This is a genomic window from Nocardiopsis codii, assembly GCF_036327455.1.
Taxonomy (GTDB): Bacteria; Actinomycetota; Actinomycetes; order Streptosporangiales; family Streptosporangiaceae; genus Nocardiopsis; species Nocardiopsis codii.
Genome location: NZ_JAUZMY010000008.1, coordinates 1 through 25,039 on the forward strand (window position 1 = coordinate 1; position 25,039 = coordinate 25,039).

At 70.7% G+C, this 25,039-nt stretch carries 24 protein-coding genes; 10 read left to right on the forward strand and 14 right to left on the reverse strand.

Features of this window, described 5'->3' with window-relative positions; all coding sequences use genetic code 11:
• The 5 genes from Q8791_RS09910 to Q8791_RS09930 all read left to right on the forward strand — a co-directional run.
• Positions 1-212 (forward strand): phosphopantetheine-binding protein (locus Q8791_RS09910; RefSeq protein WP_330091336.1); only part of this gene is annotated, 212 nt, incomplete at its 5' end.
• 120 nt (positions 213-332) lie between these two features.
• Positions 333-1,154 (forward strand): methyltransferase domain-containing protein, encoded by an 822-nt coding sequence (locus tag Q8791_RS09915; RefSeq protein WP_330091337.1) that lies wholly within the window; start codon positions 333-335, stop codon positions 1,152-1,154.
• A gap of 24 nt (positions 1,155-1,178) precedes the next feature.
• Positions 1,179-2,477: a class I SAM-dependent methyltransferase gene (locus Q8791_RS09920; RefSeq protein WP_330091338.1), complete on the forward strand. Its 1,299-nt coding sequence runs from the start codon at positions 1,179-1,181 to the stop codon at positions 2,475-2,477.
• Positions 2,478-2,864: 387 nt separating this feature from the next.
• On the forward strand, positions 2,865-3,665 hold the full coding sequence (locus Q8791_RS09925) for a GNAT family N-acetyltransferase (protein WP_330091339.1): 801 nt from the start codon (positions 2,865-2,867) through the stop codon (positions 3,663-3,665).
• 213 nt (positions 3,666-3,878) lie between these two features.
• Complete coding sequence (locus Q8791_RS09930) at positions 3,879-4,415, forward strand: class IV adenylate cyclase (RefSeq protein WP_330091340.1); 537 nt, start codon at positions 3,879-3,881, stop codon at positions 4,413-4,415.
• 140 nt (positions 4,416-4,555) lie between these two features.
• Here the strand turns inward: Q8791_RS09930 and Q8791_RS09935 are convergent, their stop codons facing one another.
• From Q8791_RS09935 to Q8791_RS09950, 4 genes are all read right to left on the reverse strand, one after another.
• Positions 4,556-5,563: a LacI family DNA-binding transcriptional regulator gene (locus Q8791_RS09935; RefSeq protein ID WP_330091532.1), complete on the reverse strand. Its 1,008-nt coding sequence runs from the start codon at positions 5,561-5,563 to the stop codon at positions 4,556-4,558.
• 264 nt (positions 5,564-5,827) lie between these two features.
• Entirely contained in the window at positions 5,828-6,337 is a 510-nt protein-coding gene (locus tag Q8791_RS09940; protein ID WP_330091341.1) for an NUDIX hydrolase, read from the reverse strand.
• Positions 6,338-6,697: 360 nt separating this feature from the next.
• The gene (locus Q8791_RS09945; RefSeq protein ID WP_330091342.1) at positions 6,698-7,213 is read right to left on the reverse strand and encodes a DUF2690 domain-containing protein; all 516 of its coding nucleotides are present in this window, start codon (positions 7,211-7,213) and stop codon (positions 6,698-6,700) included.
• Positions 7,214-7,685: 472 nt separating this feature from the next.
• Entirely contained in the window at positions 7,686-8,498 is an 813-nt protein-coding gene (locus tag Q8791_RS09950; RefSeq protein ID WP_330091343.1) for a phosphotransferase, read from the reverse strand.
• A gap of 348 nt (positions 8,499-8,846) precedes the next feature.
• On the opposite strand from Q8791_RS09950, the gene Q8791_RS09955 reads away from it, so the two are divergent.
• On the forward strand, positions 8,847-9,407 hold the full coding sequence (locus tag Q8791_RS09955) for an NUDIX hydrolase (protein ID WP_330091344.1): 561 nt from the start codon (positions 8,847-8,849) through the stop codon (positions 9,405-9,407).
• A 42-nt stretch (positions 9,408-9,449) separates the two neighbouring features.
• Here Q8791_RS09955 and Q8791_RS09960 read toward each other — a convergent pair whose 3' ends face one another.
• Positions 9,450-10,394 (reverse strand): SDR family oxidoreductase, encoded by a 945-nt coding sequence (locus Q8791_RS09960; RefSeq protein WP_330091345.1) that lies wholly within the window; start codon positions 10,392-10,394, stop codon positions 9,450-9,452.
• Between the two features lie 259 nt (positions 10,395-10,653).
• Here Q8791_RS09960 and Q8791_RS09965 point away from each other — a divergent pair, with 259 nt between their 5' ends.
• Positions 10,654-11,505, forward strand: coding sequence for a helix-turn-helix transcriptional regulator (locus tag Q8791_RS09965; RefSeq protein ID WP_330091533.1), 852 nt, complete (start codon positions 10,654-10,656; stop codon positions 11,503-11,505).
• A 225-nt stretch (positions 11,506-11,730) separates the two neighbouring features.
• Here the strand turns inward: Q8791_RS09965 and Q8791_RS09970 are convergent, their stop codons facing one another.
• The 7 genes from Q8791_RS09970 to Q8791_RS10000 form a co-directional block, all read right to left on the reverse strand.
• A complete protein-coding gene (locus tag Q8791_RS09970) occupies positions 11,731-12,735 on the reverse strand; it encodes a MerR family transcriptional regulator (protein WP_330091346.1) in 1,005 nt (334 codons plus the stop codon).
• A 126-nt stretch (positions 12,736-12,861) separates the two neighbouring features.
• Positions 12,862-13,536, reverse strand: a complete 675-nt coding sequence (locus tag Q8791_RS09975) for an HAD family hydrolase (RefSeq protein ID WP_330091347.1) — start codon at positions 13,534-13,536, stop codon at positions 12,862-12,864.
• A gap of 590 nt (positions 13,537-14,126) precedes the next feature.
• Positions 14,127-14,585 (reverse strand): carboxymuconolactone decarboxylase family protein, encoded by a 459-nt coding sequence (locus Q8791_RS09980; RefSeq protein ID WP_330091348.1) that lies wholly within the window; start codon positions 14,583-14,585, stop codon positions 14,127-14,129.
• A complete protein-coding gene (locus Q8791_RS09985) occupies positions 14,582-14,974 on the reverse strand; it encodes a GNAT family N-acetyltransferase (protein ID WP_330091349.1) in 393 nt (130 codons plus the stop codon). The genes Q8791_RS09980 and Q8791_RS09985 overlap by 4 nt, the downstream gene beginning before the upstream one ends.
• Before the next feature lie 284 nt (positions 14,975-15,258).
• Entirely contained in the window at positions 15,259-16,362 is a 1,104-nt protein-coding gene (locus Q8791_RS09990) for an LLM class flavin-dependent oxidoreductase (protein WP_330091350.1), read from the reverse strand.
• A 74-nt stretch (positions 16,363-16,436) separates the two neighbouring features.
• Complete coding sequence (locus Q8791_RS09995; RefSeq protein ID WP_330091351.1) at positions 16,437-17,396, reverse strand: DUF5996 family protein; 960 nt, start codon at positions 17,394-17,396, stop codon at positions 16,437-16,439.
• A 500-nt stretch (positions 17,397-17,896) separates the two neighbouring features.
• Complete coding sequence (locus Q8791_RS10000) at positions 17,897-18,691, reverse strand: SAM-dependent methyltransferase (RefSeq protein WP_330091352.1); 795 nt, start codon at positions 18,689-18,691, stop codon at positions 17,897-17,899.
• Between the two features lie 391 nt (positions 18,692-19,082).
• Between Q8791_RS10000 and Q8791_RS10005 the strand changes: the two genes are divergently transcribed.
• A complete protein-coding gene (locus tag Q8791_RS10005; RefSeq protein ID WP_330091353.1) occupies positions 19,083-20,135 on the forward strand; it encodes an STM4015 family protein in 1,053 nt (350 codons plus the stop codon).
• A 378-nt stretch (positions 20,136-20,513) separates the two neighbouring features.
• On the opposite strand, the gene Q8791_RS10010 is transcribed toward Q8791_RS10005, so the two are convergent.
• Together Q8791_RS10010 and Q8791_RS10015 are read right to left on the reverse strand one after the other, a co-directional pair.
• On the reverse strand, positions 20,514-21,371 hold the full coding sequence (locus tag Q8791_RS10010; protein ID WP_330091354.1) for an SDR family NAD(P)-dependent oxidoreductase: 858 nt from the start codon (positions 21,369-21,371) through the stop codon (positions 20,514-20,516).
• Positions 21,372-21,792: 421 nt separating this feature from the next.
• A complete protein-coding gene (locus Q8791_RS10015; protein WP_330091355.1) occupies positions 21,793-22,467 on the reverse strand; it encodes a MarR family winged helix-turn-helix transcriptional regulator in 675 nt (224 codons plus the stop codon).
• Between the two features lie 243 nt (positions 22,468-22,710).
• Here Q8791_RS10015 and Q8791_RS10020 point away from each other — a divergent pair, with 243 nt between their 5' ends.
• On the forward strand, positions 22,711-23,682 hold the full coding sequence (locus Q8791_RS10020; protein ID WP_330091356.1) for an aldo/keto reductase: 972 nt from the start codon (positions 22,711-22,713) through the stop codon (positions 23,680-23,682).
• A 160-nt stretch (positions 23,683-23,842) separates the two neighbouring features.
• Positions 23,843-24,934 (forward strand): Gfo/Idh/MocA family protein, encoded by a 1,092-nt coding sequence (locus Q8791_RS10025; RefSeq protein WP_330091357.1) that lies wholly within the window; start codon positions 23,843-23,845, stop codon positions 24,932-24,934.
• Positions 24,935-25,039 lie beyond the last annotated feature (105 nt).

Consider the following 25,039-nt stretch of genomic DNA (forward strand, 5'->3'; position numbering starts at 1 on the left):
TCGGCATCAACGACGACTTCTTCACCCTGGGCGGCCACTCCCTCCTGGCCACCCAACTCATCGCACGCATCCACACCACCCTGGGCCTACACACCAGAGTCCGCACCCTCTTCGAAAACCCCACCGTCGCAGGCCTACTGACCAGCCTCGACACCACCACACCCACCACCACACCCACCGCGCGGCCGAGCCTCTTGAAGAGAAGGCGCTGAGACTTGTCCGGCCTTTTCCCGTGATTCGCTCGGGAAAGCCGACTGGATCCCCCGCAAGCAACGCAGGTCGCTCGAATTCGTTTTCCCCCTTTGCTCCCCACGCAATTCAAGGAGTGTGCCTTGAAGAATCCCCCAGTTCTCATCAAGGGCGATGAACTCTTTCTCAACGAGATCGCCGAGGACCACTACGAGACGTCCCGGGACCTCTCGAAGTATCTTCTGATGCACTACGGATCTCCTGAGGACGTCTTCGAGTCGCCCCACCATCCGCTCGCGTTCGCCCACGGCTATCCCGAACGTATTTCCCGCATTCTCCAGAGCGTTGCCCTGGACAAGGGGGTGACGGTTTCCCGAGCCCTCGACGTGGGGTGCAGCGTGGGCGGCGTCGCGCACGCGCTGAGCCGTTGGGTCGACACCCTGGTGTGCGGTGTGGACGCCAGTGCGCGTTCCATCGACGTGGCGACCACGCTCACGCAGAACGAGGGCGGCACCTTCGGCGTGGTCCAGCAGGGGCCCTACTCCCGGTACGTCTCCGTTCGCGTCAGCGGCCCGGAGTCGGGTCCGGAGGTGGGGTTCGAGGTCGGCGACGCCTGCGACCTGCACTACGAGGAGCAGTTCGACGCGGTGATCCTGTCCAACGTGCTGGACCGGGTCGCCCACCCGGGGGAGTGCCTGCGTCAGTTCGAGGCGGACGACGGCCCCCTGCGCCGCGGCGGACTGCTGCTCATCGCCTGCCCCTGGTCCTGGTACCCGGACTACAGCCGCCCGGAGGAGTGGTTCGGGTCGGCGAGGGACGAGATCACCAGCGAGGACGACCTCAAGACGCGTATGAGCGGGGGGTTCACGATGGTGCACGAGTCGGACCAGCCCGCCGTCCTGCGACAGAACCCCCGCGAGTACGACTACTTCAACGCCCACGTCACCGTGTGGGAGAAGCTCTGAGACGCCCCGGGTGCGCGACACGGTATGCGTTTCACGTTCGGATCCGCCCTCGGAAGGTCGCAAAGGAGTCAGGCCATCATCGACGACGTTGCCCGTGAGCACCTGGAGGAGTGGCAGCTCCTCTTCGACGGCTCCTACGGGAAGACCGGAAACGACTACCCGGCCGACGTGAACTTCTCCGGGTGGGGGAGCAGCTACAGCGGGGGACCGATCCCACAGGAACAGATGGTCGAGTGGGTCGAGGAGACGGCTGCGCGCGTTCGTTCGGCGGTTGTACCGAAGGCCAGGGTCCTGGAGTTGGGCTGCGGTACCGGCCTGTTGCTGTTCAGGCTGGCACCGGACGCTGTCTCCTACGTCGCCACGGACTTCTCGCCCGTCGTGCTCGATCAGCTCGGGAAGTCACTCGCGGGGCAGCCGTGGGCGGACAGGGTGCGCCTCCTCCAGCGTGAGGCCTCCGACTTCACCTCGTTCGGAGACGGCGCGTTCGACGTCGTCGTCCTGAACTCGGTGGTGCAGTACTTTCCCGACCGTTCCTACCTGGAGCACGTCCTGGAGCAGGCCGTTCGGGTCCTCGCCCCCGGCGGAGTGGTCGTCGTGGGTGATGTACGCCATCGCGGCCTGCTGAGCGCGTTCCACGCCTCCGTCCAGGCGTATCAGGGTGCGGGAACCGTCGGGGAGCTCGCACGCAGGATCCGGCGGCGGGTGGGGGAGGAACCGGAACTCGTCATCGACCCGGCCTTCTTCACGGATCTGGCCGACAGGTGGGACCGGGTCGACCACGTACGGGTCCTGCCCAAACGCGGCCGCTTCGCCAACGAGATGGTGAAGTTCCGTTACGAGGCGTTCCTGCACGTGGAGTCGGAGACCGAGCCGCTGCCGATCCCCGCATGGACGGACTGGGCCGACGGTTCCCTCACCCTCGACGGGCTCGCCGGACGGCTGGCCGGCGGCCCCGGGGAACCGTTCGGGGTCACGGGCGTCCCGAACGCGAGGGTCGAGGCCGACGTGCGGTTGCGGGACCTCGCCCTCTCGGGAGAGGCACCCGCGGAAACGCAGGTCACCGGTACGGGCCTGCTCGTGGAGCGTCCCGTTCCCACCGGTGGGGGAGAGGGCGCGGTCGACCCTGAGGCGCTGTGCCGACTGGCGGAGGAGTCCGGTCACCAGGCGCAGTTGTCCTGGGCCGCCGGTGACGGCTCAGGCCGGTTCGACGTCGCGTTTCTCCCCCCGGGGGCCGGGGTGGGACCCGGCACCGCGATCTCCTTCCCCAGCGGGTCCGGGGGAGGCACGAACGAGCCTTTGCGTAGCCGAGGCGAGATGTTCTGAACCGCATCCGGTTCCGCGCCGAGGATGATGGAGGCTCGGGGGCGCGTCGGCCGTACGGTCGGCGCGCCCCCACTCACCCCTGCGGGGCACGGCGCGCCCCTTCCGTGGATCCCGTCCGGACCCGCGCGTCATCCCCGAAACTCCCGTGTCCGCGGTGACGCCCCCGGGTCCGATCACGCGCGGCGCCTCCGGCCGGGCCGCCCGCCCCTTCCAGGTCACGAATCGGGACAACCGGCCGGTAACCCGTGGCCGGTCGGCGATCGTGGCGTCGGGGCTCGCACGCGCCCACGGGCCCGGGGCGGCACCCCCTGTCCGGACGGTCGGGCGGGGTGCGGTGCCACGCCGCCGGACGGGCTCCCTCCCAGTCCCACCGCTCGAAGGGTTCTGATGACGGATCGCACGGAGTCGATCGAATCGATGGAGCAGCTCGCCGCGGCCTGGCGCACCATGGTGCTCGACCGCGACGCGAACGCCGATGTCCGGGACCTCCCCGGCATCGCCGTCCGCTGGGCCGACTGCCGGTTCGCGTTCTGGAACTGCGTCACCCTGACCGACGTCGACGCGGACGCGGTGCTCGTCGAGGACCGCCTGACCAGGGCGGCGGACATCATGCGTTCCAAGACCCACCCCGGGTTCCTGTGGCTCTTCGAGGACCTCCTCGGGGAGGACGTGCGGGCGGGGGTGCGGGCGACCGCGGAGAGGGCCGGCCTGGAGTACGCCTTCTCCGGCACCGGCATGGCGGGAGATCTCCTCCCCGTCGCCGATCCGTCCCACCCCGATCTGGAATTCGTGCGTGTGACCACCGACGAGCAGGTCCGCGCGTACGCGGACCTCAACTCGCGCGCCTACGGTTTCCCGCTGGAGGACGGTCGCGACGGAATCCTCGGGTCCGCGTTGTGGAAACAGGGGGTGCACGCCTACCTCGGCCTGCGCGACGGCGTCCCCGTGACGTGCGCCGGGGCGGTGGAGGCGGAGGGCCGTCTCTTCGTCGCGCTCGTCGCCACGGACCCGGAGTGGCAGCGCAGGGGCTACGGGGAGGCGGTCACGCGCAAGGCACTGCACGAGGGCGGGCGGGCCACCGGTCTGACCCGCGCCACCCTGCACGCGACCGAGGCGGGGGCTCCCGTGTACCCCCGCATCGGCTTCAGGCCGAACTCGCCGGTGCACTTCTTCGGCCTGAAGGGCTGAGCGCAACAGGGTTCCCGAGTCCGTGCCCCGGAGGGCCCGACCAGGTGGCGGGCCCCCGCGAGCGGAGGGACGCCCGAGCCGGCCGGTGGCGTCCGCCGCCCTGGAAGGGACATTCCCTCTCGTACCGGCGCGGGATGCGCTGAACCCCGGACGTGGGCGACGTCCTTCACTACGCTCCTCCCGTCGGCGCCGTGAGGAGAGGGAAGGCCAACGATGCGGGAGATCGAGGCGAAGTACCGGGTTCGCGACCTGGGGGCGGTCCTGGCCGCGCTCCGGGAGGCCGGGGTGACCATGGGCGAGCCGGTCCACCAGGACGACCTGGCCTATGCGCCCCCGGGCTGGGATCCCGGCCAGGGCAAGCGCGGTTTCACCTTCGCCCGACTGCGCACCGAGAACGGGGCGCACACCGTGACGACCAAGACCCCGTTGGCGAACGCGATGGAGTGTGTGGAGCACGAGACGGCCGTCGCCGACCGGGAGGGGATGCACGGTGTCCTGACCTCACTGGGCTACGTCCCGAGCGTGCGGATCGTCAAGAGCCGTCGGACGGGGAGGTCCGGCACGATCGGGGTGTGCGTCGACGACGTGCGGGGAGCCGGGGTGTTCGTGGAGCTCGAAGCTCTGGTCGACGACGACCGGGACGGGCGGACGGTCCAGGAGGGGTTGGACGCGTGGGCGCGAGGACTCGGGGCGGACCTGGAACGGATCACGGAGACCTACGACGTCCTGGTGCGGCCCGTCCCCGCCTGAGGCTTCCCGCTGCGCTCCGGGGCACGCCGGTCCGGTTCGGGCGGTTCGGACGATCGCGTCGGGACCGCCCTCGCACCAGGGGAGCACGGGGGCGCGGGACGGCGCCTGGCGGCGAGGCGTCGCCGTGCCGGCCGGGGCCCTCAGCGGGGAGGGCAGAGTGGCCCGCTGCTCGCCCTGGGCACCAGCTCTCCGCCGGAGAGCATCTCCTCGACCACCGGTGCTCCCCCGACGGCGCCGACGAGCAGGGCAGCCGCACGGCGGCCGTATCCGACGATGTCGCGGCGGACCGCTGTCAGGCCGGGTTTCACCAGCTGGCACAGGTGCGAGTCGTCCCACGCCACGATGGACAGCTCGGAGGGGACCGCCACACCCATCTCCGCGGCCACCGCGAGCCCGCCCGCCGCCATCACGTCGTTGTCGTACACCAGAGCCGTCGGGCGCTCGGCCGAGGCCAGGAGGCGACGTGTGGCGCGCGCACTCTGCTCCCCGCCGTCATCGATGTGCACGACCGCGGTACGGCAGCCGAGGTCGCGGGCCACCTCCTCGAAAGCCCTGGCCCGCGCCCGTGCGTGAGCGAGGTCGGCGGGGCCCGCCACGTGGGCCAGGTTTCGGTGCCCCAGGGCGACGAGGTAGTGCATGACCTCGTTCACCGTGGCGCGGTCATCGACCGGGAGGGAGAGCGTGCCGTCGTTGTCCGGTGCGGCTCCCAGGACCACGGTGGATACGGCGGGCCGCGCCTCGGGGGACCGGCCCACGCGCTCCTCGCCCAGGATCACACCGTCGACACGGCCCTGGGCCTCCCAGCGTCTGCGGGGCTCGCCCCGTCCGTCGGGATCGGAGCGCACGATCATGTCCATCCCGGTGGAGGCAAGCGTGTGCTGGATCCCCTCGACCAGGAGCATGAAGGAGGAGTGGCTGCCCCACAGGAGCCCCGGCCGACGCGTGACCAGCCCGACCGTGGCGGTCCTGCCGCCCGAGGACAGGGCGCGCGCCGGGCCGCTGGGCGACCAGCCGAAGTCGCGGGCGGTCGCCAGGATGCGCTCGCGGGTCTGTTCGGAGACGCCGGGGCGGCCGTTGAGGGCGTAGGACACCGCGCCTTTGGAGACACCGGCCGCCCTGGCGATGTCCATGATCGTCGGGCGCCGCATCATCGACCCCATGGGTTCTCCTGTCGGGTGTGTCCGTTCGCGGCGCGGGGGCCTGACCGGGTCAGGGCGTGCGGGGCGAGGGCGCGGTGATCTTCACGACGGCCTCGCGTGTACGTCCGGGGTCCGCGGGTGCGGCTGGGGGATCGGTGGCTCAAGCGGCCGCCACGGCCGCGTGGACGGGCGCGTACCCGCCGACGGCCCGGCGCTCCGCGACGGCGGTGAACGCCGCGGCCACCGCGGTGGTCCGCCCGGTGTTCGGCGCCGTCACCGGTTCCCCTCCAGGGTGTGGCGTCCGTGTTCGAGGTAGACGGTGGTGCCCGCCGCCTGGGCGGCCAGGGCCGCGGTGGCGCGGCGGGCCACGCGGGCGGGCAGCAGGTCGCCGAGGCGTTCGGGTGCCACCCACGCCCAGTCCGACAGTTCGTCGGGGGGCAGGCGCAGCTCGGCGTCCTCGGGCAGACGGGCGGTGAACAGCCACTGGAGGGCCGCTGTGCGCTCGCCGGAGGGCGGGACCCAGTCGACGGCGGCCAGGTGCGTCACGGTGGCCCGGACACCGAGTTCCTCGGCGAGCTCACGGCGGCACGCGGCCAGGGGGGACTCGCCGTGTTCGATGATGCCGCCGGGGATGCCCCAGGGCTCGTCGGGCTTGTAGGTGCGCTCCACCAGCAGGACCTGCCCGTCGGGGGAGCGGATGAGTGCGCCCGCCGCGCCACGGGTGGTCGGAAGGCTCGCGTAGAACTGCCGTTCCGCTGCGGTGTCGGGGTCGGTGTCGCTCACCCGGTCGAGCCTAGGACACCGTCGGACCTGTGGGCGCGTTCGGCCCACGCGCCCGTGGCCCCGGGGTGCGGTGGGCCCGCGTCCTGGACGGTGGGTGCGCGCCGCGTGGCCGGATCAGCTTCTCGCCGGAGCCTGCGCCCGGACCGTAGAGCTCTGCGGTGTCGAAGAAGGTGGCCCCAGCTGGATGTAGGTGTCACGGGGGTGGCGTCCTATGTGCGCGGTCGGATGAATATCGACCTGGAAGCATGTTTGCTGCGGAGGAAAACGGTGCCCGGGATTGGCGGTGCTCCTCGCGTGGGCGCGGGAACGCGCCCACGCGAGGAGCGTGCGTACCGGACCGGAGCGGCCGATGCGGTCGACTCAGCAGGAGCTGCTCCGCAGGATCAGGTCGTAGTGGCCGTAGTTCGGGTCGAAGAACACGTTCGAGTAGTTGAACATGCCCCAGGCGCAGTTGTTGCCGGGGGAGTAGACCATGTTTCCCCAGCGGGTTCCCGAGACGTTGGTGGAACCGGTGAAGGCCTCCCCGTGGGGGCGGTCCATGTCCCTCACGTCCATCCACAAGCCGTCGCGCTGGGAAACGGGGACGTTTCCCGGATAGTTGAGGATGCGCACCCAGTTGGTCTGGCACGAGGAGGACCAGCGCAGTTGGAAGGTCATGCCGTTGCGGGTGGCCTGGCTCACGGTGGTGGAGTTGGCGCTGCATCCGGTGGCCTGGGGGTCCGCGCCGTCGTAGACGTGCATTGCGCTGACAGGCGTCTCGGTCCGAACGCGTTCCGAGGCGGTGGTGTCGGCCGCTGTCGCAGTGGCTGTGGTGGCGAGCAGAGCCAAGGAGGCAAGGGCCGTCAGGGCCAGGCGGCCGACGGTTGAGAAGGACACGGGCATAAGATTTCCGTTCATTAGGGGGATTGGGAACGCTTTCGATGTGAATCTGGGAATCGTGCGCGGACAGAACTTGCGGAGGAAATGTCCGTCTTGGGAGAACTGGGTTCAGGGCAGCCTTTTCCTCGGGTATGGCACACGCGCTTTCTTCGATTCGATCGATGGGGGGAGCGCGCTGACGTCCGACCGCTCGCGTCGGTCGTGCCGACGACGCGTTCCTCTTCTGGGATTCTGGCCCGGCGTCCCGGCAATCTCCATGATCGGGAGTCGCTGGTTCTTGACGCGGAGTCAACCGGGGCCCGAGACGGAGCCGCCGCGTGCACGACTACTTCGCTGCCCCGGGGCGCTCCCGCCTCAGCGCTCTCGCCTCATGGCCTGGCTTCGGCTGGAGCGGTGCAGGGGTCGGCGGAGGACGGGACCGCGGTGGATGCGTCGACAGCCGACCCGCTACGACGTCGAAGGTCCGCGCTCAGCCATGGAGGTCCACGCCGTGGCGGTCGAGTGCTGCTCGGATCCGTCCGAGCCACTCCGTGCCCATCCGGCGCCCGTCGGGGAACTGGTCTTCCCGATCCCAGCGCCACGCCGTGATCATCGCCAACACGAGGATCCGGCACTCGCGCAGCAGGTCGTGATCGACACCCGGATAGTGCTCGCCGACCTCTTCGGGTGCATGGGCGAGGTCGAACTCGACGGGCCCGCGGCAGCACGTCTCCAGGTCGATGAACAGCAGCCCGTCCGCCGTGGTGAGCAGGTTGCCCGGGTGTGGCTCGCCGTGCAGCAGCTGCTCGGCGCCGCCGCGCCCGCCGATCACCCGCCTCAGTCCTTGCAACGTGTCGCCGAGCAGCTTCCGGTCGGCGTCGGCGAGCGCCGGAGTGCGATCCCGGTCCGCCACGAGTTGTCGAGCCTGCTCGACCCGGTCCGTGAAGTGCAGTGTCGGGACATCGAGGTTCCGCATGCCCACATGTAGCCGCTCGAGCGCATCGGCGTAGTCGGCCGGTGCCACCTCGCGAGGTGTGACGGGTGCGTAGTAGGTCCACAGCGTGACCTCGAAACCGTCACGCCCATGGACGCGCGGCTCCACTCGGGGATCGAGAGCGGCCACGGGACAGCCGACTCCGGCGAGCCGCCGGGCGAGATCGACCTCGAACTGTGCGATCCGATGCGCCACCGGTGCCACGCGGGCCAGGACGTCACAGGGCAGCAGACGCACGGTGAGCTTGTTCGAGTTGTGCAGGACGATCGCGTCGTCGACTCTCAGGTCGAGTGAGGAGGCGATCGACATGGCCGTGGCCACCGCCCGCCGGACCTCTGAAGCCTCCACCGTCGCCCGGCCCCCTCCCTCGCGCGCCGCCGTGAGTCTCCGGCGGTCGACCCGCGCACCCTACCAAGGTGCCGACCCGCGAGCCGCGGTGGTGCCACGGGTGGGTGCTGGTCGGCGGTCTGCTCCGTCTGCTCAGCCGACCACCGTCACATCGGCCCGCGTGCGACGTCCGCTGATCAGGTCCCCTCTGCCGGCTGTGACTTCCTTCGATGAGCCGCATTCCGGTGTCGGCCCGTGTCCTTCCCTGTACTTTGCTCCTGAGCGGCCCGCCCTGGAGAGCGTGGTTCCCGTACTGGTGGGGAGTGGCTGGTGGCGATCACCGACGCGCACATCTCGACCGCACTGAACGCCTATGTCGAGCGATATCCCGAAGACGTCGCGGTCCTTGCCGATGCGGCGCGGTTGCTGCGCCACGGCCGGGGCTTCGCCTCGCGACGGACCTTTCCGATGCACGTGACCGTCGGTGCGCTCTTGGTCCGCGAGGAGGCCGAGATCCTGCTGGTCGAACACCGCGCCTACGGGCTGCTGTTACAGCCCGGAGGTCATCTCGAACCGGCGGACACCACGCTGGTCGACGCGGCCGTGCGCGAGTTGACGGAGGAGACCGGCATCGACGCCGGCGCGGTGCTTCCCACGTCCCGGATTCCTGTCTACGTCGAGTTCGGCCAGGTCCCGGCACGAGCGGACAAGGGCGAGCCCAGCCACTACCACCTCGACTTCGGGTTCGCGTTCACGACGGCTCATGCCGAGATCGGACCTATCCAGGAGTCCGAGGTGACAGGTGCGGGCTGGTACCCGCTCCAGGTGGCCGAGCGACGTGTCGGGCCCCGTATCGCACGAGCGGTGAGCGCGCCGACGGGAACCGAGTGACGGGCTTCCGGAACCGTGCCCCGGGAGGAAGCGTCGGGCGCCTCAACTGGTGGGGAAGGGAACTTTCGTGAGCTCCTCGGAGGCCCGCCAGATGCGCCGGGCGTCCTCGGTGCTGCGAAGGCGGGAGTAGAGCTTCTGCTCCCCGGGCGGGCCGCCCATGTGCCCGAGCCCGCGCGGCCCGTAGAACCTGCCGTGCTCGGCGTCGGGAGACGTGGCGGCGTACACCGCGGGAAGCCCCGCGCTCTGGACGGTGCCGACGAGGACGCCCCGTTCGGCCATGGCGCCGATGAGCTTCCGCCCGCCGGTGTCGCTGTCGCGGCCGAGCTCGGGGCGGGTGGCGAGCAGGCTGGTCGGCGCGATGCCGGGATGGGAGAGGTTGCTCGTGATGCCCCAGCCTGCCTCCTGACTGCGCCGGTCGAGTTCGAGGCCGAAGAGCCCGAACGCGATCTTCGACTGGCTGTAGGCGTTCATGCCGTGGTAGGAGCGTTCCCAGTTCAGATCGTCCCAGTGGATGGCGCCCTGGTTCGCCGCGACGCTGACCTGCGAGGTCACACGTGCCCGCCCGGCCCTGAGGAGGGGCAGGACGTGGCCGACGAGGGCGAAGTGGCCGAGGTGGTTGGAGCCGAACTGGAGCTCGAACCCGTCGGCGGTCGTCTGCCGGTCGGGCGGAGTCATGACCCCGGCGTTGTTGATGAGGATGTGGATCGGCCGGCCCTCCTCCCGCAGGGTCTCGCCGAGGCCTGCGACGGAGTCGAGCGAGGAGAGGTCGAGGTCGCGCAGCGACACGTCCGCGTCGGGGACCGCCTGCCTGATTTTGGCGATCGCGGTCTCGCCCTTGCGCCGGTTGCGGACGGGCATGACCACCTCGGCCCCGGCCGTGGCGAGCCTCGTGGCAATGCCGAGCCCGATGCCGTCGCTCGCTCCGGTGACGACGGTGCGCTTGCCGGACAGGTTGGGAACGGTGATGTCGATGGGCCTGCGTGGCATGTGTTCACTCCTGGAAGCTGTGTCGTTGCCTCCACGGTCGCGCAGGACGGCAGCGTTATCCAGGACCGCTCGATCCCCTGATACGGAGAGTCGGGCTCCGACCGGGCCCGCCTCGGGCGATGGAGTGCCCGGACGACACCTGGCCTCCCTGCCCTGGGCTCGCGGGATCGTCCCGCGTCGACAAGGGGGGATCGGTAGGCCGTGGATGCGCGGACGCGCGGGCAGTAGAAATGAGGCAGCACCGAAGGAGGCGCGCATGGTGATCGACAGGACCGGACTGGCGGAGTTCCTCCGGCGCCGCCGGGAGGCGCTGCAACCCGAGGACGTCGGCCTCCCGCGCGGACGACGCCGCAGGACGAGCGGGTTGCGGCGGGAGGAGGTGGCTGCGCTCTGCCACATGTCGACCGACTACTACTCGCGGCTCGAACGGGAGCGCGGCCCCCAGCCGTCCGAGCAGATGATCGCCTCCATCTCGCAGGGTCTCCACCTGTCCCTCGACGAGCGCGACCACCTGTTCCGGCTCGCCGGACACAACCCGCCCACGCGCGGCGCGGTCAGTGAGCACATCAGCCCCGGCTTGCTCCGCATCTTCGACCGGCTGCACGACACTCCCGCGGAGATCGTCACCGAGCTGGGCGAGACGCTGCGGCAGACCGAGCTCGGTGTCGCGCTCACCGGCGACATGACCGTCTACAGCGGCCCCGCCCGCAGCATCGGCTACCGATGGTTCACCGACCCCGCCACGCGGCAGCGCTACGCTCCCGAGGAGCACCCGTTCCTCACCCGTATGTTCGCCTCGGGCCTCCGGGAGGTCTCCACGCTGAGAGGTCCCGGTTCCCGCGCGGCCCACTACGCCGACCTGCTCCTCGCGCGGAGCGACGAGTTCCGGCAGGTGTGGAACGACCACGAGGTCGGCATTCGCCCCCACGAGGTGAAGCACTTCGTTCACCCCGAGCTCGGCGCGCTGGAACTGACGTGCCAGAGGCTGCTCGACCCGGGCCAGTCCCATTCGCTGCTCGTCTACACCGCTGTTCCCGGCAGCGAGAGCCACGAGAAGCTGCAGCTGCTGTCCGTCATCGGAACACAGGCGCTCAGCCAAGGGGGGACCTGACCGGGGCCCGGGGGCGTCAAGTGGGTGCCGGCCCGGAGCCGACCGGGCCGGCAGCGCCGGGGGAACAGGGGCCCGGCCCGCCGGCGACCGGGTAGGACGTCGACGGGGAGCGGGTGCTCCCTTGTCCGCCTGCGCGGAGCAGGCGTCAGGGGAACCCGGGACGCATGCCGGACCCCTCCCGCCGGGTCTCACGCCGGGTCCTCGCCGCCAGGACGATGTCGCGTGTCAGCCTCCGGGGACCGAGGCGCGCAGGGCCGCCACGATCCACGGGTAGGGCACCGGATCCTCCGCTTCCCCACCGGGCGGGGACCCGTTGATCACCGCCACCAGGCTCATGTACCTGCCGTGCGTGCTGTCGAACCAGGGGTCCTCCACCGGATCCTCCTCGTCCATGAGCGTGATCATTTCGGTCAAGTACGACGCCAACCCGTCCCGGAACCCGGCGGTGGCCTGATCGCCGCCGAGCGCGGCGGAGGCCTGGGCCAGACGGACGACTGCCTCCTGGGCACGTGGGGAGTCCGCGGGCGAACCGGAACGGTAGACGGCGATGATGTCCTCCATGATCGACATCCCCGTCTCGTAGATGAACTCCTGGACCGGTGTGGCGGCGAAGAGCCTGCCCGGCGAGGTGGTGTAGGTGTCCTGGAGGTAGGCGTGGACCGCGCCGCGGAACTTCCGGTCCTGGACCAGGTCGGCCAGTTCGATCCAGGCTTCGAGTTGCGCGGCGGTGGGGTCCTCCGGCAGGTGCGGCCGCAGCTGCCGGAGCCGTTCGACGAACTCGGGGGGCACATCGAGGTCCGCGCCGACCTCGTTCCAGAAGTCGTCGACGAGCCGTTCGCGCTCCTCGTCGGAGAGGGAGACGAGTTTGTGCAGGAGCGCCGCCTGGGCGGCGGTCCCCCCCTGTTTGACCAGGGTCCTCAGAACCGCCCGTTTCGCACGCAGGCCGCGCTCCTGGCGCTCGACGATCTCCAGGTGGGTGGTGAGGAGGTCGTTCAGGGTCGTCTCGCCGTCGAGCACCCGGCGGATGTCCTCCAGCCCGGCGTCCAGTTCACGCAGGGTCCGGACGAGTTCCAGCCGGGCGATGGCGTGGACGTCGTAGAGCCGGTAGCCGGCCTCGGTCAGGTGTGTGGGGGAGATGACCCCGGCGTCGGAGTAGAACCGGACGGCGCTGACGCTCAGGCCGGTGCGGCGCGCGGCGTCCCCGATCGGGTAGAGCTCGTTGTCGTGCATACCGCCACTATCGGGTCTCAAGCCGCTTGAGACTCAACCGGCCAGAGGCGGTATCCGCGCGGCAGGGTGCGCAGGCGCGGCGGGCGGCCACCGCCCGACCTGGCACGTCTGGCCGCTCCGCACCCCTCACCCCTGCGCGACGTCCCGATCACCGCTGGTCCTGGTGGGGACGCCCAGCAGTCGACCGACGCGCGAGGCCAGGTCCGGCCGACCGTCGGCGATCACCGTCACGATCCCCAGCGCCTGCGCCGGGGGGAGGTTGTCGGGGTTGTCGTCGACGAACACACACCTCTCACCCGGCACTTCCAGCCGCTCAAGGGTGCGCCGGTAGATCTCCGGGTCCGGTTTCGCGACGCCCTCCACCTCGGACAGCACCGTGACGTCGCACAGGTCGTTCACGCCCAGTGTCCTGTAGGGGTCGTAGGGATCCAGGCCGAAGCTGTTGGACAACAGCGCCGTCTTCAGACCGGCTCGGCGTGCCGAGCGCGCCAGGTCGATCATGTCCTGGGCGGGCCGGACCTTCGCCCACGCCCGTCCCATGAGGTTCTCGTGGTCGTCGATACCGAGCAGTGAGGCAGTCGACCTGTTCCACTCCTGCTGTGTGAGCCGCCCGGCTTCCAGTTCGAGGTAGAGGCGGCGCCCCTCGGTGTGCCGGCTCAGCGTGGTGCCCCATGCCCTGTGGTGGAGTCCCTGGTCGAGGCACCAGCCCTGGATGGTCTCGCGGACTCCTTCTGTGAGGACGCCGACGAAGTCGAGGATCAACGCCTGGTACTGGCCGGGCAAGGGGTACGGGGGAGACATCGCTCAGCCTTTCCCGGGAGGTGTCAGGGACCACGACCACTACCTTCCAACTCCCGAGCCCTTTCAACCCGAACCCCGCCATCCCGTGTTGCCGGGCTGGAACGGGGCCGGCCACGGGGGGACGCCGTCATCTTCGGTGTACGGGGGAGGGGGTTGTCCTCGCGGGTGAGTTGGCGGGATCGGGCCATGGCCAGTAGTGAACCGCACGCGCTCAAGAGAGCGGGCGCGCATCGTTCATGGCGGTTCTGCACTGCGGGTTCGTGCTTCCGTTCACCTCAGCGAACGCCGGTGAACTGATACCAGAACTGAGACTGGAGGAGGGTCATGGCAAGCCTTCGAGGCGCGCGGTCGGACCTCTGGGAGATCGTCGGCCGCTGTCGCCTCGGAGGTGGGGGCCGGGAATGAACCCCTTCCGTCGGTCCCGTACGGCACCATCGTGGCGGTGCTTTCCGGCGTTGGTCGCGACCGTCGTGTCCTGCTCGCACATGGACGAACTCGCCCACCGTCACGGTCCGAAGCGGCGGGTGTCCTGCCGCCGTGGCGCCCGGTCCGGAGCTGTGGGCCGCCACGGCGGTAGGAACCACCTCCCCCTACTGTCTGAGCACCGGGTGGCCGCTGGCGATCGAGACACGGTTGAACGCGTTGATGAGAGTGGCCGTCCACTCCACCGCGGAGATCTGGGCGGTGGTCAGATGGGCGGCCGCGCGAGCGTTGAGGGCCTGTCGGTCGATGGTCGGATCGATCACCGTCAACGACTCCGCCAGCTCCAGTGCGGCCTTCTGCTGGTCGGTGAACGAGTCGACCTCGCGCCAGGCCGGCAGCACGTCCAGCGTGCTCTGCTCAACCCCGGCCTTGCGGGCTCGGGGAAAGTGGATGCTCAGACAGGTCGAGCACCCGTTGATCTGGGACACCCGGATATTGATCAGCTCGATGGTGTCGTCGCCGAGGCCGGCCTCGTGCGCCGCGGCCCTGGAGGCGGCGGCCGCCTTGACGGCCGCCTTGTACACCTCGGGGTGTTCCTTGTCGATGTAGGGGCGTTCCGCTCTCATGCCCGCCCCTTGGTCGCCAGCTCGACGGTGGCCAGGTCCGCGGGTCTGGGGCGTCGGAACCGGCCGCCGTCGGCCGTGTACGCGTCACCGTGTTCGCGCAGGCGTCGGGCGAACAGCGGGCACACGGGCACGACCGTGATGTTCTTACGGATGCTGTCGGCCAGTGCTTCGTCTACCAGGAGTCCGGCCAGGCCCCGGCCGTTGAACTCCGGTGCGACTTCGGTGTGGAAGAAGATGCGCTCGCCGTCGGCCTCCGGCGGGTCGACGAAGTCGGCGCGGCCGGCTGGGGTGCCGTCGTCCGTGCTCACGGTGTAGGCGCCGATGGTGCGCGTTTCATCGAGCGTGATGTGGACGGCAGCGCCGGTTCTGTCGGTCTGCGGCTCGGGCATGGCAAAGATCCTTCTGCGTGAATGGTGTGGTGGGGTGAGTAGTGCATGGTCGGCGTGAGTGCCCCGGGGGTTGCTCAGTCGTTGAACCGGGCGCTGTTACCGCCGGAGGCGATAGGGGCGACCCTGCGAACCACCGGCTGACCGTCAACCCTCGGTGCGCACGTGGCTCTCCGGGGCCTCCGGGTCGCTCATCGTGGTCCTCCCTCCGGTGCGCGGGCACGGGACACGGCGGCGGCAGGCTCTCAGCCGGAACGGGAACCTGCCGCGCGGTGTGTCATCGGGCCTCAGCCCGTCGCTGCCGCGGAGGTGTTCTCGGCGTTGCGAGCGGCGAGCAGTGAGGCATGCGTGGGCGCCTCGGGCACGTGGTCCGGCCGGTTCTCGGAGAATTCCCTTCTCAGGACCGGCACGACCTCCTCGCCGAGGATGTCGAGCTGCTCCAGCACGGTCTTCAGGGGGAGCCCGCCACTGTCGACGTTGAACAGCTGGCGCTGGTAGTCGCCGAAGTTCTCGCGGAAGGTGAGCGTCTTGTCGATGACCTGCTGGGGGCTGCCGACGGTCAGCGGGGTCTCGTCCATGTACTGCTCCAGTGACGGTCCGCCGCCCATCAGGGGGGAGTGGTCGAAGTAGGGGCGGTACTCCCGTACGGCGTCCTGGGAATTGGGCCGCATGAAGATGTGGCCGCCGACGCCGACGACGGCCTGCTCGGGGGTGCCATGGCCGTAGTGGGCGTAGCGCCTGCGGTAGAGGTTGATCAGCTTCTGGAAGTGTTTCTTGGGCCAGAAGATGTTGTTGGCGAAGAAGCCGTCTCCGTAGTAGGCCGCCTGTTCGGCGATCTCCGGCGAGCGGATGGAGCCGTGCCAGACGAACGGCGGGACGCCGTCGAGTGGGCGGGGCGTGGAGGTGAAGGACTGCAGGGGGGTACGGAAGCGGCCTTCCCAGTCGACGACGTCCTCGCGCCAGAGCTTGTGCACGAGGGCGTAGTTCTCGATGGCGAGGTCGATGCCCTGGCGGATGTCCTTGCCGAACCAGGGGTAGACCGGGCCGGTGTTGCCGCGGCCCATCATCAGGTCCACGCGTCCGTCGGCCAGATGCTGGAGCATGGCGTAGTCCTCCGCGATCTTCACCGGGTCGTTGGTGGTGATCAGGGTGGTGGACGTGGACAGGATGATGCGCTCGGTGCGCGCCGCGATCCAGCCGAGCATGGTGGTCGGGGACGAGGGCACGAACGGCGGGTTGTGGTGCTCGCCGGTCGCGAACACGTCCATCCCGACTTCCTCGGCCTTCTGTGCGATGGTGACCATCGCCTTGATCCGCTCGTGCTCGGTCGGCGTCCGCCCGGTGGTGGGGTCCTGTGTCATGTCACCGACGGTGAAGATCCCGAACTGCATCGCACCCTTCTCCCTGTGGTCGCTGTATCAACTGTCGTGGCGAACGCGGTGTCGGGTGTGGCCGTTCCTTCCGGTCACACATCGTCGTTTCCGCGAGACGCAGGGGTTGTGTGCCACCGGAGGGGGTTGTCCTCCAGCGCGGAGCGGTCCCAGTGCCCGAGGTCCGCGGCGGCTTCGTAGGTGGTGCGGAGGAACTCGGCAACTGCGCGGTCGGGGTCGGGCGCCGTGCGGACGGCCTCGTACGGCAGCAGGAACTGCTGGAACTCGGTACTGAAGTACGCGCCTTCGGGGCCGACCGGCTGATCGGCGAACCCGTCGGGTGCGGGGTAGGCGTAGGAGTAGAACGCGCCTTCCTCGCCGCCACCGGGCCAGAATCCGCAGCTCGACAGTTCCCGGGAGTAGCCCTCGACCATGACCCAGTCCCCGCAGTTGGGCGCTCCACCAGGGTGCTGCGGAGCCGGCCGCCCGGAGAAGCGGGTGCAGGCGAGATCCATCCCTCCCCAGAAGAAGTGCACCGGACTGACCTTGCCGACGAAGTGCGACCGGAACTCGCCGATCACCCGGTTCGCCTGCAGCAGCTGACGCCAGAACAGGGCGGCCGCCTCGCCGTCGTAGGAGGCGTGCTCGTGGTCCTCGGCGAAGGGGATCGCCGGCTCGACCTCGTTGGGGTGCGGCCGGATCGGCGCCTCGATCCCGAGTTGGTCGAGCATGTCCAGGACCCGGGTGTAGAACTCGGCGACCGGCATCGGCCGCAGCGGGAGGCTCCGCACACCGCCGTCACTGCTGCGGACCTCGAGCTGGTGGCCGATGAAGTCGAACTCGATCTCGAAGGCCCCCGCGCGGTACGGGATGGACGACGTCGTCAACCCGCGCGGGCTGACGTAGAGGGTCACCTGCCACCAGTGGTTGACCAGCGGAGCGTGGGCCATGCGGATCTTGCCCACGATCTGGGTCCACATGTGCAGGGTGTCGCGGGTGGGGGTCCAGTCCGAGACCCGCAGGCTCGGCCAGTTCGTCGTTGACGGGCTGGTCATCGGTTCTCGTTTCCTTGTCTGTGCCGTCTGGGAGCGGGGGCGGTCGTGTCCGGGTGCTGCGGGCGGGCGCCCTGGGCCTCTGTTGCTCCCGGCGTGAAGCGGACCGTGGTTCCGTCGGCCCCTGCCGCGCCGGTCATGACGACCGAAGGCGTCCGCACGGGCGGAGCCTCGTGCGCTTCCTGACGGCGCGGCTCCCAGGGTTGGTTGATGAATCATCCAGATGATAGATGATGAGTCAACTTGTTTGGCGAAGGCTGCCCTGTGGTTCCGGGGGACCCGGGTCCTTTTCCGGTCGACGCAACCATGACCGACACCAGAGTGGTGGACGGATCACCTACCCGAACTGCTTCGCCGTGATCCCGCCTGGACCGGGTCCCCCTGCCGCGCCCACCGAGGGGTCCGTGCCCCGGGCCGCGCGGGGGTGGGGACGGACCTCCTGCCACGCGGCTGGAGGTGGAGCGACCGGCGACTCTCCGGTGGTGTGTCGGGGGCGCTCGGGCTCAGGGCTTGCGGGCGACGCCGCCGTACTGGGCGACCTCCTCGGCAGCGCCCGCCCGGGCCGTGCCGGGCCGCCAGAACGGGACGGAGACCACGCCGGGCTCCAACAGCTCCAGGCCGTCGAAGAAGGCGCTGACCTGCTCCGGGGTACGCAGGTGGATGGGCTGGGCCGCGTTCTCGTTCCAGGCCTCGGCCGCCTCCACGATCTGCCGGCTGGTGTCGGTGCTGTCGCACAGGGCGAGGAAGCTGCCTGAGGGCAGGGCGTCCACGTAGGCGCGGGCCACGGCGTAGGTCCGCTCGTCGGCGGGGAAGTGGCCGAGCGCGCCCATGATGACCAGCCCGATCGGCTGGGTGAAGTCCAGGTGCTCGCGGGCCCGGGCCAGCAGCGTCTCCGGGTCGAGCATGTCGGCGTCGATGTAGTGGGTGCTGCCCTCCGGGGTGCTGGTCAGCAGCGCCCGGGCGTGCGTGAGCACCATGGGGTCGTTGTCGACGTAGACGACCCTGGACTCGGGGGCGACCGCCTGGGCGACCTCGTGCGTGTTGTTCTCGGCGGGCAGGCCGGAGCCGATGTCCAGGAACTGCCGGACGCCCTCTTCCCGGGCCAGGTGGGTGACCGAGCGGACGATGAACCTGCGGTCGGCGCGCATGAGCTCGACGATCTCGGGAAAGGCCTGTTCGACCTGTTCCCCCAGGGCTCGGTCGACCGGGTAGTGGTCCTTGCCGCCCAACCAGTAGTTCATCACCCGCGCGGAGTGGGGGACGGTCGTGTCCAGGGGGATGCGGGGGGAGTTCGTCATGAGCGCCTTCCGGCTCGGCGAATGATCCAGGGACCATCGGTCATTCTCCTCACCCACGAACCCTCTCCGCAAACGAGAAACCCTTGCCACACAAGGGTTTACGCGGGCATCCGACCTGGCTTCGGGGGCGACCGGGCCGGGGGCGAGCTTCCCGGCCGTTCCCACGCGGTGTTCGTCCCCGAGGAGGCGCTGCGCCCGTGACCGGATCTGCGGGGGCGTGCCCACGTGCCTGGACATCGAGGGGAGCCCCCTCCGCCGGCGAGCAGGACCGCGCACCGGGGCGGGTGCGTCCTGCTCGGTCCCCCCGGTCCCACGCCCGTTGCCGGCCCCGCCTGTCCCTCCGCGCTGCTAGACATGTCGCACACCCCTCGGCCAGCACGGAAGAGACATCATGATCCGAGAACACCTCACCGAGTACGCCGGGCTCCCCGTGGTCGAGTTCCTCGACCGGGGCGCGGAGGACCACTACCTCCAGAAGGCCGCCTACAGCGCGAGGAGGAAGGAGGTGGAGGCCCCGGCCTCGACCCCGCACAGGGAGAGCATGGACAAGGCCAAACTCGACCCCGGCTCGGTGGCGTGGGGGCTCCGGCTCTCCAGCTACGACGAGGAGTTCGTCCCCTACCTGGCCAGGTTCGTCGAGGAGGTGGACACCTCCCGGGTGGTGGCGCTGGTGATCGGTGACTGGGGGTTCGAGGACGGCAGCGACACCTCCTCCCGCGAGCTCCGGGACGCCCTGATCGGACACGCCGCGGCGTTGCCCGCGCTGCGCTCGCTCTTCCTCGGTGACATCACGTTCGAGGAGAACGAGATCTCCTGGATCCAGCACTGCGACATGGCACCGCTGTTGGCCGCCTACCCCCGCCTGGAGGAGCTCACCGTGCGCGGGGTCGGCGAGACCTATGAGGGGGCCGACAGGCTCTCCCTGCACGTGCCCGAGCACAGCGCCCTGCGCTCCCTCACCCTCCAGAGCGGTGGCCTTCCCGGACAGGTGGTGCGCCAGGTGCTCGACTCGGGGCTGCCCGCACTGGAGCGCCTGGAACTGTGGCTGGGCGTGGACCACTACGGCGGCGACGCCACCCCCCGGGACCTGGAGCCCCTGCTGTCCGGGACGGTCCTGCCCGGGCTCCGACACCTGGGCCTGCGCAACTCCCGCCACACCGGAGAGTGGGTGCGGGCCCTGGCCGAGGCCCCGATCACGGCCCGCCTGTCCTCCGCCGACCTGTCCCTGGGGACCCTGCGCGAGGACGACGTCGAGCACCTCCTCGCCGCTGTGCCGGTGTTCTCCCACCTGGAGAGCCTGGACCTGCACCACCACTTCCTGGGGGAGGAGTCCACCGAGCGGGTCCGGGCGGCCTTCGCGCAGGCGGGGGTGGAGGTCGACGTCTCCGACCGGCAGGAGGCCTCTTCGCGGGATGATGACTACTATCCGGCTGTCGGCGAGTGAGTGCGCCCCGGCCCCGGGCCGCGTGAGTCCGCGCCGCTGACCTCTGCGGCCTCCCGGTGGCGGGAGAGGAACGCCCGATGGCAGGAACTGCTCCGGCCGGAGATCGCGCGCCGCCTCGGAGCAGGTCCCGCCGACGGTTCCGACCCGTGCGCCGAAGGGTGCCGAGCCCGGTCCCGGCCGAGGTGCTGAGGAGCAGGGGTCCTTCGGCTCCCGTGGCATCCGCTGTCGGGGTCGGCCCTCGTCACATGTGCCGGGGGGAGCGGGTGTGTCCGGGCTCCACGGCCTGTACGGCGTCGGCGGTGCTGACGGAGCGGGGCGCCGACGGCGGAGACGCCGACCACGCGCTCTCGCGTGAGGACGCGGGCCGCCGCACGGCACTCAGGAGGGCTCACCGTTCACCGCGGTGTCACCGTGCCGGCCTGGAACGTCGGGAAGCGCCGGGGTGGGGCTGGCGTCGTTCTTGCGGCGCGCGCTCGCGGCGAGCCGACGCATCACATGGTCGTGGAGCGGACGCAGCAGTCGTTTGGCGCGCAGCGCGAAGTGGCCCTCCCAGTCGGTGAGGATCAGCGGGCGGCCTCGCGCCACGCCGCGCAGGATCCGAGCGGCGATGTCGTCGGCGCCCAGTCTCGATCCGTTGATGAGTCGCGCCGCACCCGATTCCACGGACGTGTCGCTCCCGCGCAGGGAGGAGGCCAGGCCGCTGCGGAAGAACGAGGGGCAGGCCACCGACGTGCGCACCCCATAGGGCGACAGTTCGTGGGAGAGGGTCTCGCTCAGCGCGACGACCGCGGCCTTGACGGCGTTGTAGGAGCTCATCTGCGGCGGGTGCAGCAGACCGGCCATGGAGGCGACGTTCACGATGTGGCCCGAGCCCTGGCGCTTGAACAGGGGAGCGAAGGTGTGGCAGCCGCGGACCACCCCGAGGAGGTTGATCTCGGTGATCCGCTTCCATTCCGTCAGCGTGACCACGTCTATCCGCCCGCCCGAGGCCACGCCCGCGTTGTTGACCAACAGGTCCAGGCCGTTCCACCGCTCCTCGACCTGGGCCAGGGCCGCCGCCCAGTCCTCGTCGGAGGTCACGTCCAACCGCAGGTAGTCCGCCTTCTCGGGCAGGTCTTCGGGAGCCCGTTCGGCCACGTCGGTGGCGAGGACCCGGTCGCCTCGGGCGACGAGGGCGACGACCAGGGCCCGGCCCAGGCCGGAAGCGCCTCCGGTGACCAGCACTCGTCGGCTCATCCACAGGCTCCTGACCGGGTGGGCAGTGGTCTCGGCGTGGAGCAGAGGGGGAATCGCTGTCCGGCGCGAGGAGCCTCACGCCTGACGGTTTCGCATGCCATGGAGCACGACTCTTCTCGCTAAAGGGGGACGGGGATGGGGGAGGGGCCGTAGGACTCACGCCGGGGGCCGTTCCGGTCCCCGGGGTGCGCGTGGCCGCCCTGCGGGCCGGGTGCCCCGACCGGACGGGGAGAGGTCCGTTTCCTGTGCAAAGGACCCTATCGGCCGTTCCCTGTCCGCAGGCGGACGCGGGGTCGACGCCGTGAGCGGTCGCCGGTGCCGGAGGCGGAGCGGCGCCGGTGAAAGCCGTCCGACCGGGAGGCCCGGAAACGTCGGGCTCTGGCTCGAAGCTCCGGCCCCGGCGTTCGCGGGCGACGCGCGACTACGACGCGGATGTCTCGGGCGGCGTCGGCGTCGTCGAGCCCGCGTCGGGGCTCCCACGGTTGATGGCGGCCTCGACCGCGGTGCCGATGCGGCGCAACGCCGCCAGGTCGTGGGGCTCCAGCCCGTCCATCAGGTATTCGCGGACCGCCGCGACATGTCCCGGCGCCGCCGCCACGACCACCTCGTGGCCGGCCTCGGTCAGGGTCGCGTTGGTGCGCCGGCCGGAGCCGGGGATCCGGGCGCGTGAGAGCAGTCCGCGCTTCTCCAACCGGCCCACGACGTGCGACAACCGCGAGAGCGAGGCCGAGGTCCGCGCGGCCAGTCCGCTCATCTGGAGGGTGCGGTCCGATTCCTCGGACAGGACCGACAGCACCATGTACTCGAAGAAGGTCAGCTGGGACTCGCGCTGCATCCGCGCGTCCAGGGCGGCAGGCAGGCTGATCATGATCGCGGAGTTGGCGAGCCACGCCGCCCGTTCCTCGTCGCTCAGCCACCGCGTCCCGGTCTCGGCTCCGGCGGGCCTTCCCGCGCCGGACCCCTCTGCGTTCGGCCCTTCTGTGTTCGGCCCCTCCGCGCCGGGTCCTTCTGGGGCGGGCGTCGTCACCTCGGGAGCCGCCCCGCTCCCCGGGCGCGGGTGGCGCTCTCCTCGCGCACCCTGTGTGGTTCTCGTCATGAACGCCATCCTACCAGGCCTTGTTGACGCTTCAAGTTGGGGCGTGTAGATATTGATGCGTCAAGTTCGACCGTGGTCGACGGCGGCGCAGTGCGCCACCGACGTCCGTGACGCCGCCTCTCGCGGCGCCGAAGAGTTCCGCACCCGACGGGAGGACGTCCGGCAGGTGCGGTCGGCCGCCGCGAGGAACGGTCCGCGCCTCCCGGTGCGGGACCGGCGCGTCGATCCAGAAAGGACCACAGCATGCACACCACCTCCCTGGGAGGGCTCGAGGTCTCGCGCATCGGACTCGGGGTGATGGGGATGTCGGCCTTCTACACCGGCGCCGGCCGTGGCGAAGCCGAGTCGATCCGCACGATCCATCGGGCCCTGGACCTCGGCGTCACGCATCTGGACACCGCCGAGGTGTACGGACCCCACACCAACGAGGAACTGGTGGGCCGGGCCCTGAAGGGGCGTCGGGACCGGGTCGTGCTGGCCACCAAGTTCGGCCTCATCTCGCACACGGGCCGTCCGGGCCCGGACAGCAGTCCGGCGAGCATCCGCCTGGCCGTGGAGGGCTCCCTCCGCCGGTTGGGGACCGACCGCATCGACCTGTACTACCAGCACCGGGTCGACCCCGGCACACCCGTCGAGGAGACGGTAGGGGCGCTGTCCGCACTGGTGGCCGAGGGCAAGGTGCGCCACATCGGACTGTCGGAGGCGGCCGCCGCGACGATCCGCCGGGCCCACGCGGTTCATCCGGTGGCCGCCGTCCAGACCGAGTACTCGCTGTGGACCCGCGACCCCGAGTCCGACGTGCTGCCCGCCCTGCGCGAGCTGGGGATCGGCCTGGTGCCCTACTCTCCGCTCGGGCACGGCTTCCTCGCCGGCGGTATCCGCTCCCTCGACGGCCTGGACGCCGCGGACTGGCGCCGTACCAACCCCCGGTTCACCGGCGGCAACCTCGAACGCAACCTGCGCATCGCCGACGAGGTGCGCGAGGTCGCCGACGACGTCGGGGCCACGCCCGCGCAGGTCGCTCTGGCCTGGCTGCTCGCGCAGGGCGACGGCATCGCGCCCATTCCGGGCACCAAGCGTGTCGCCCGGCTCGAGGAGAACAGCGCCGCCGACGGCACCAGGCTCACCGCCGCCCAGATCGCCCGTCTGGACCAGCTGGCGCCGGCGTCCGGCGATCGCCACGCCCCACCCGACATGGAGGTCATCGACCGCTGAGAAGGGCGCGGGTACAGGCGCCCCGCGCGAACCGTCGGCAGGTGGTTCGGCGCACCACCGGGTGGCGAGCGGGACCCTGTGTGCCGAGCCCAACCCTGACCCCTCCACGCACCGGCCGGTACGGCCGTGCCCCAGTCATGGACGAATGGAGCTGTACGTCATGTCAAGCAGTGTGATCCGAGTCGGTGTCATCGGTGCCGACACGAAGGCGAGCTGGGCCGGGGCGTCCCACATCCCCGCGCTGGCGGCGCAGCCGCGGTTCGCCCTGGCGGCGGTGGCGACACGGCACGAGGAGAGCGCGCGCAGCGCCGCGGAGGCCTTCGGCGCCGAGCGCTGGTTCTCCGATCCGCTCGAGCTCATCCGCGATCCGGCGATCGACCTGGTCACCGTGGCCGTCAAGGTCCCGGCCCACCGCGAGCTGGTGCTCGCCGCCCTCGCGGCGAACAAGGCCGTGTACTCGGAGTCGCCACTGGGCGCGACCCTCGCGCAGACGGAGGAGATGGCCGACGCGGCCGGTTCGCTGCACACGGCGATCGGCCTCCAGGGGCGGCTCAACCCGTCCGTGCGCCGCGCTGCGCAGATCATCGCCCGAGGCCGGCTCGGTCGGCTGCTCTCGGCGCGTGTCACCGCCACGACCTTCGGAAACGGACCGGAGTCGGCGAGCGCCTACGAGTACTTCGACAAGGAGGCGGCGGGAGCGGGACTCCTGACGATCGCGGCGGGCCACGTCCTGGACGTGGTCGAGGCGGTGCTCGGTGACATCACCGAGATCGACGCCCGCACGGAACTCCTCTGGCCCGAGGTGCGGCTCGCGGACACCGGCGGGACCACCGTCCGGGAGGTCCCCGACCACCTCGACGCCATCGTCAAGACCTCGTCGGGCGCCCCGGTGGGCGTGCAGGTCCTGGCGGGCGTGCCCGCGGCCGACGCCGGCTTCGCTCTGGAGGTCCGGGGAGCGGACGGCTGGCTCCGACTGACCGGCCACCACCCGGCGGGCGTGCAGGTCGGTGACCTGGCGCTGACGTCGAGCGTGGACTTCGCCGCGCCCGACGCCCCCGTCGCCACGGGCGTCGGCCCGACCGCCGCCGAGGTGTGGGCGGGTGCGTCCGTCAACGTGGGGGAGGTGTACGCCAGCCTGGCGCGCGACATCGCCGACGGGACCCGCCACACCCCGGGGTTCGGGCACGCACTCCACAACAGCCGCCTGATCGCCCGCGTCGACCAGGCCGCGCGGACCGGCGTCCGGCAGTAGCCGCACGCACGCCGCACCAGCGTGCACGGGCGGCCGAGGTGCGGCGGTCGTCGGCGCCGGCCCGATCTCCGGTCGGGTCGGCGTCCGGCGCGCGGCCGCGATCCT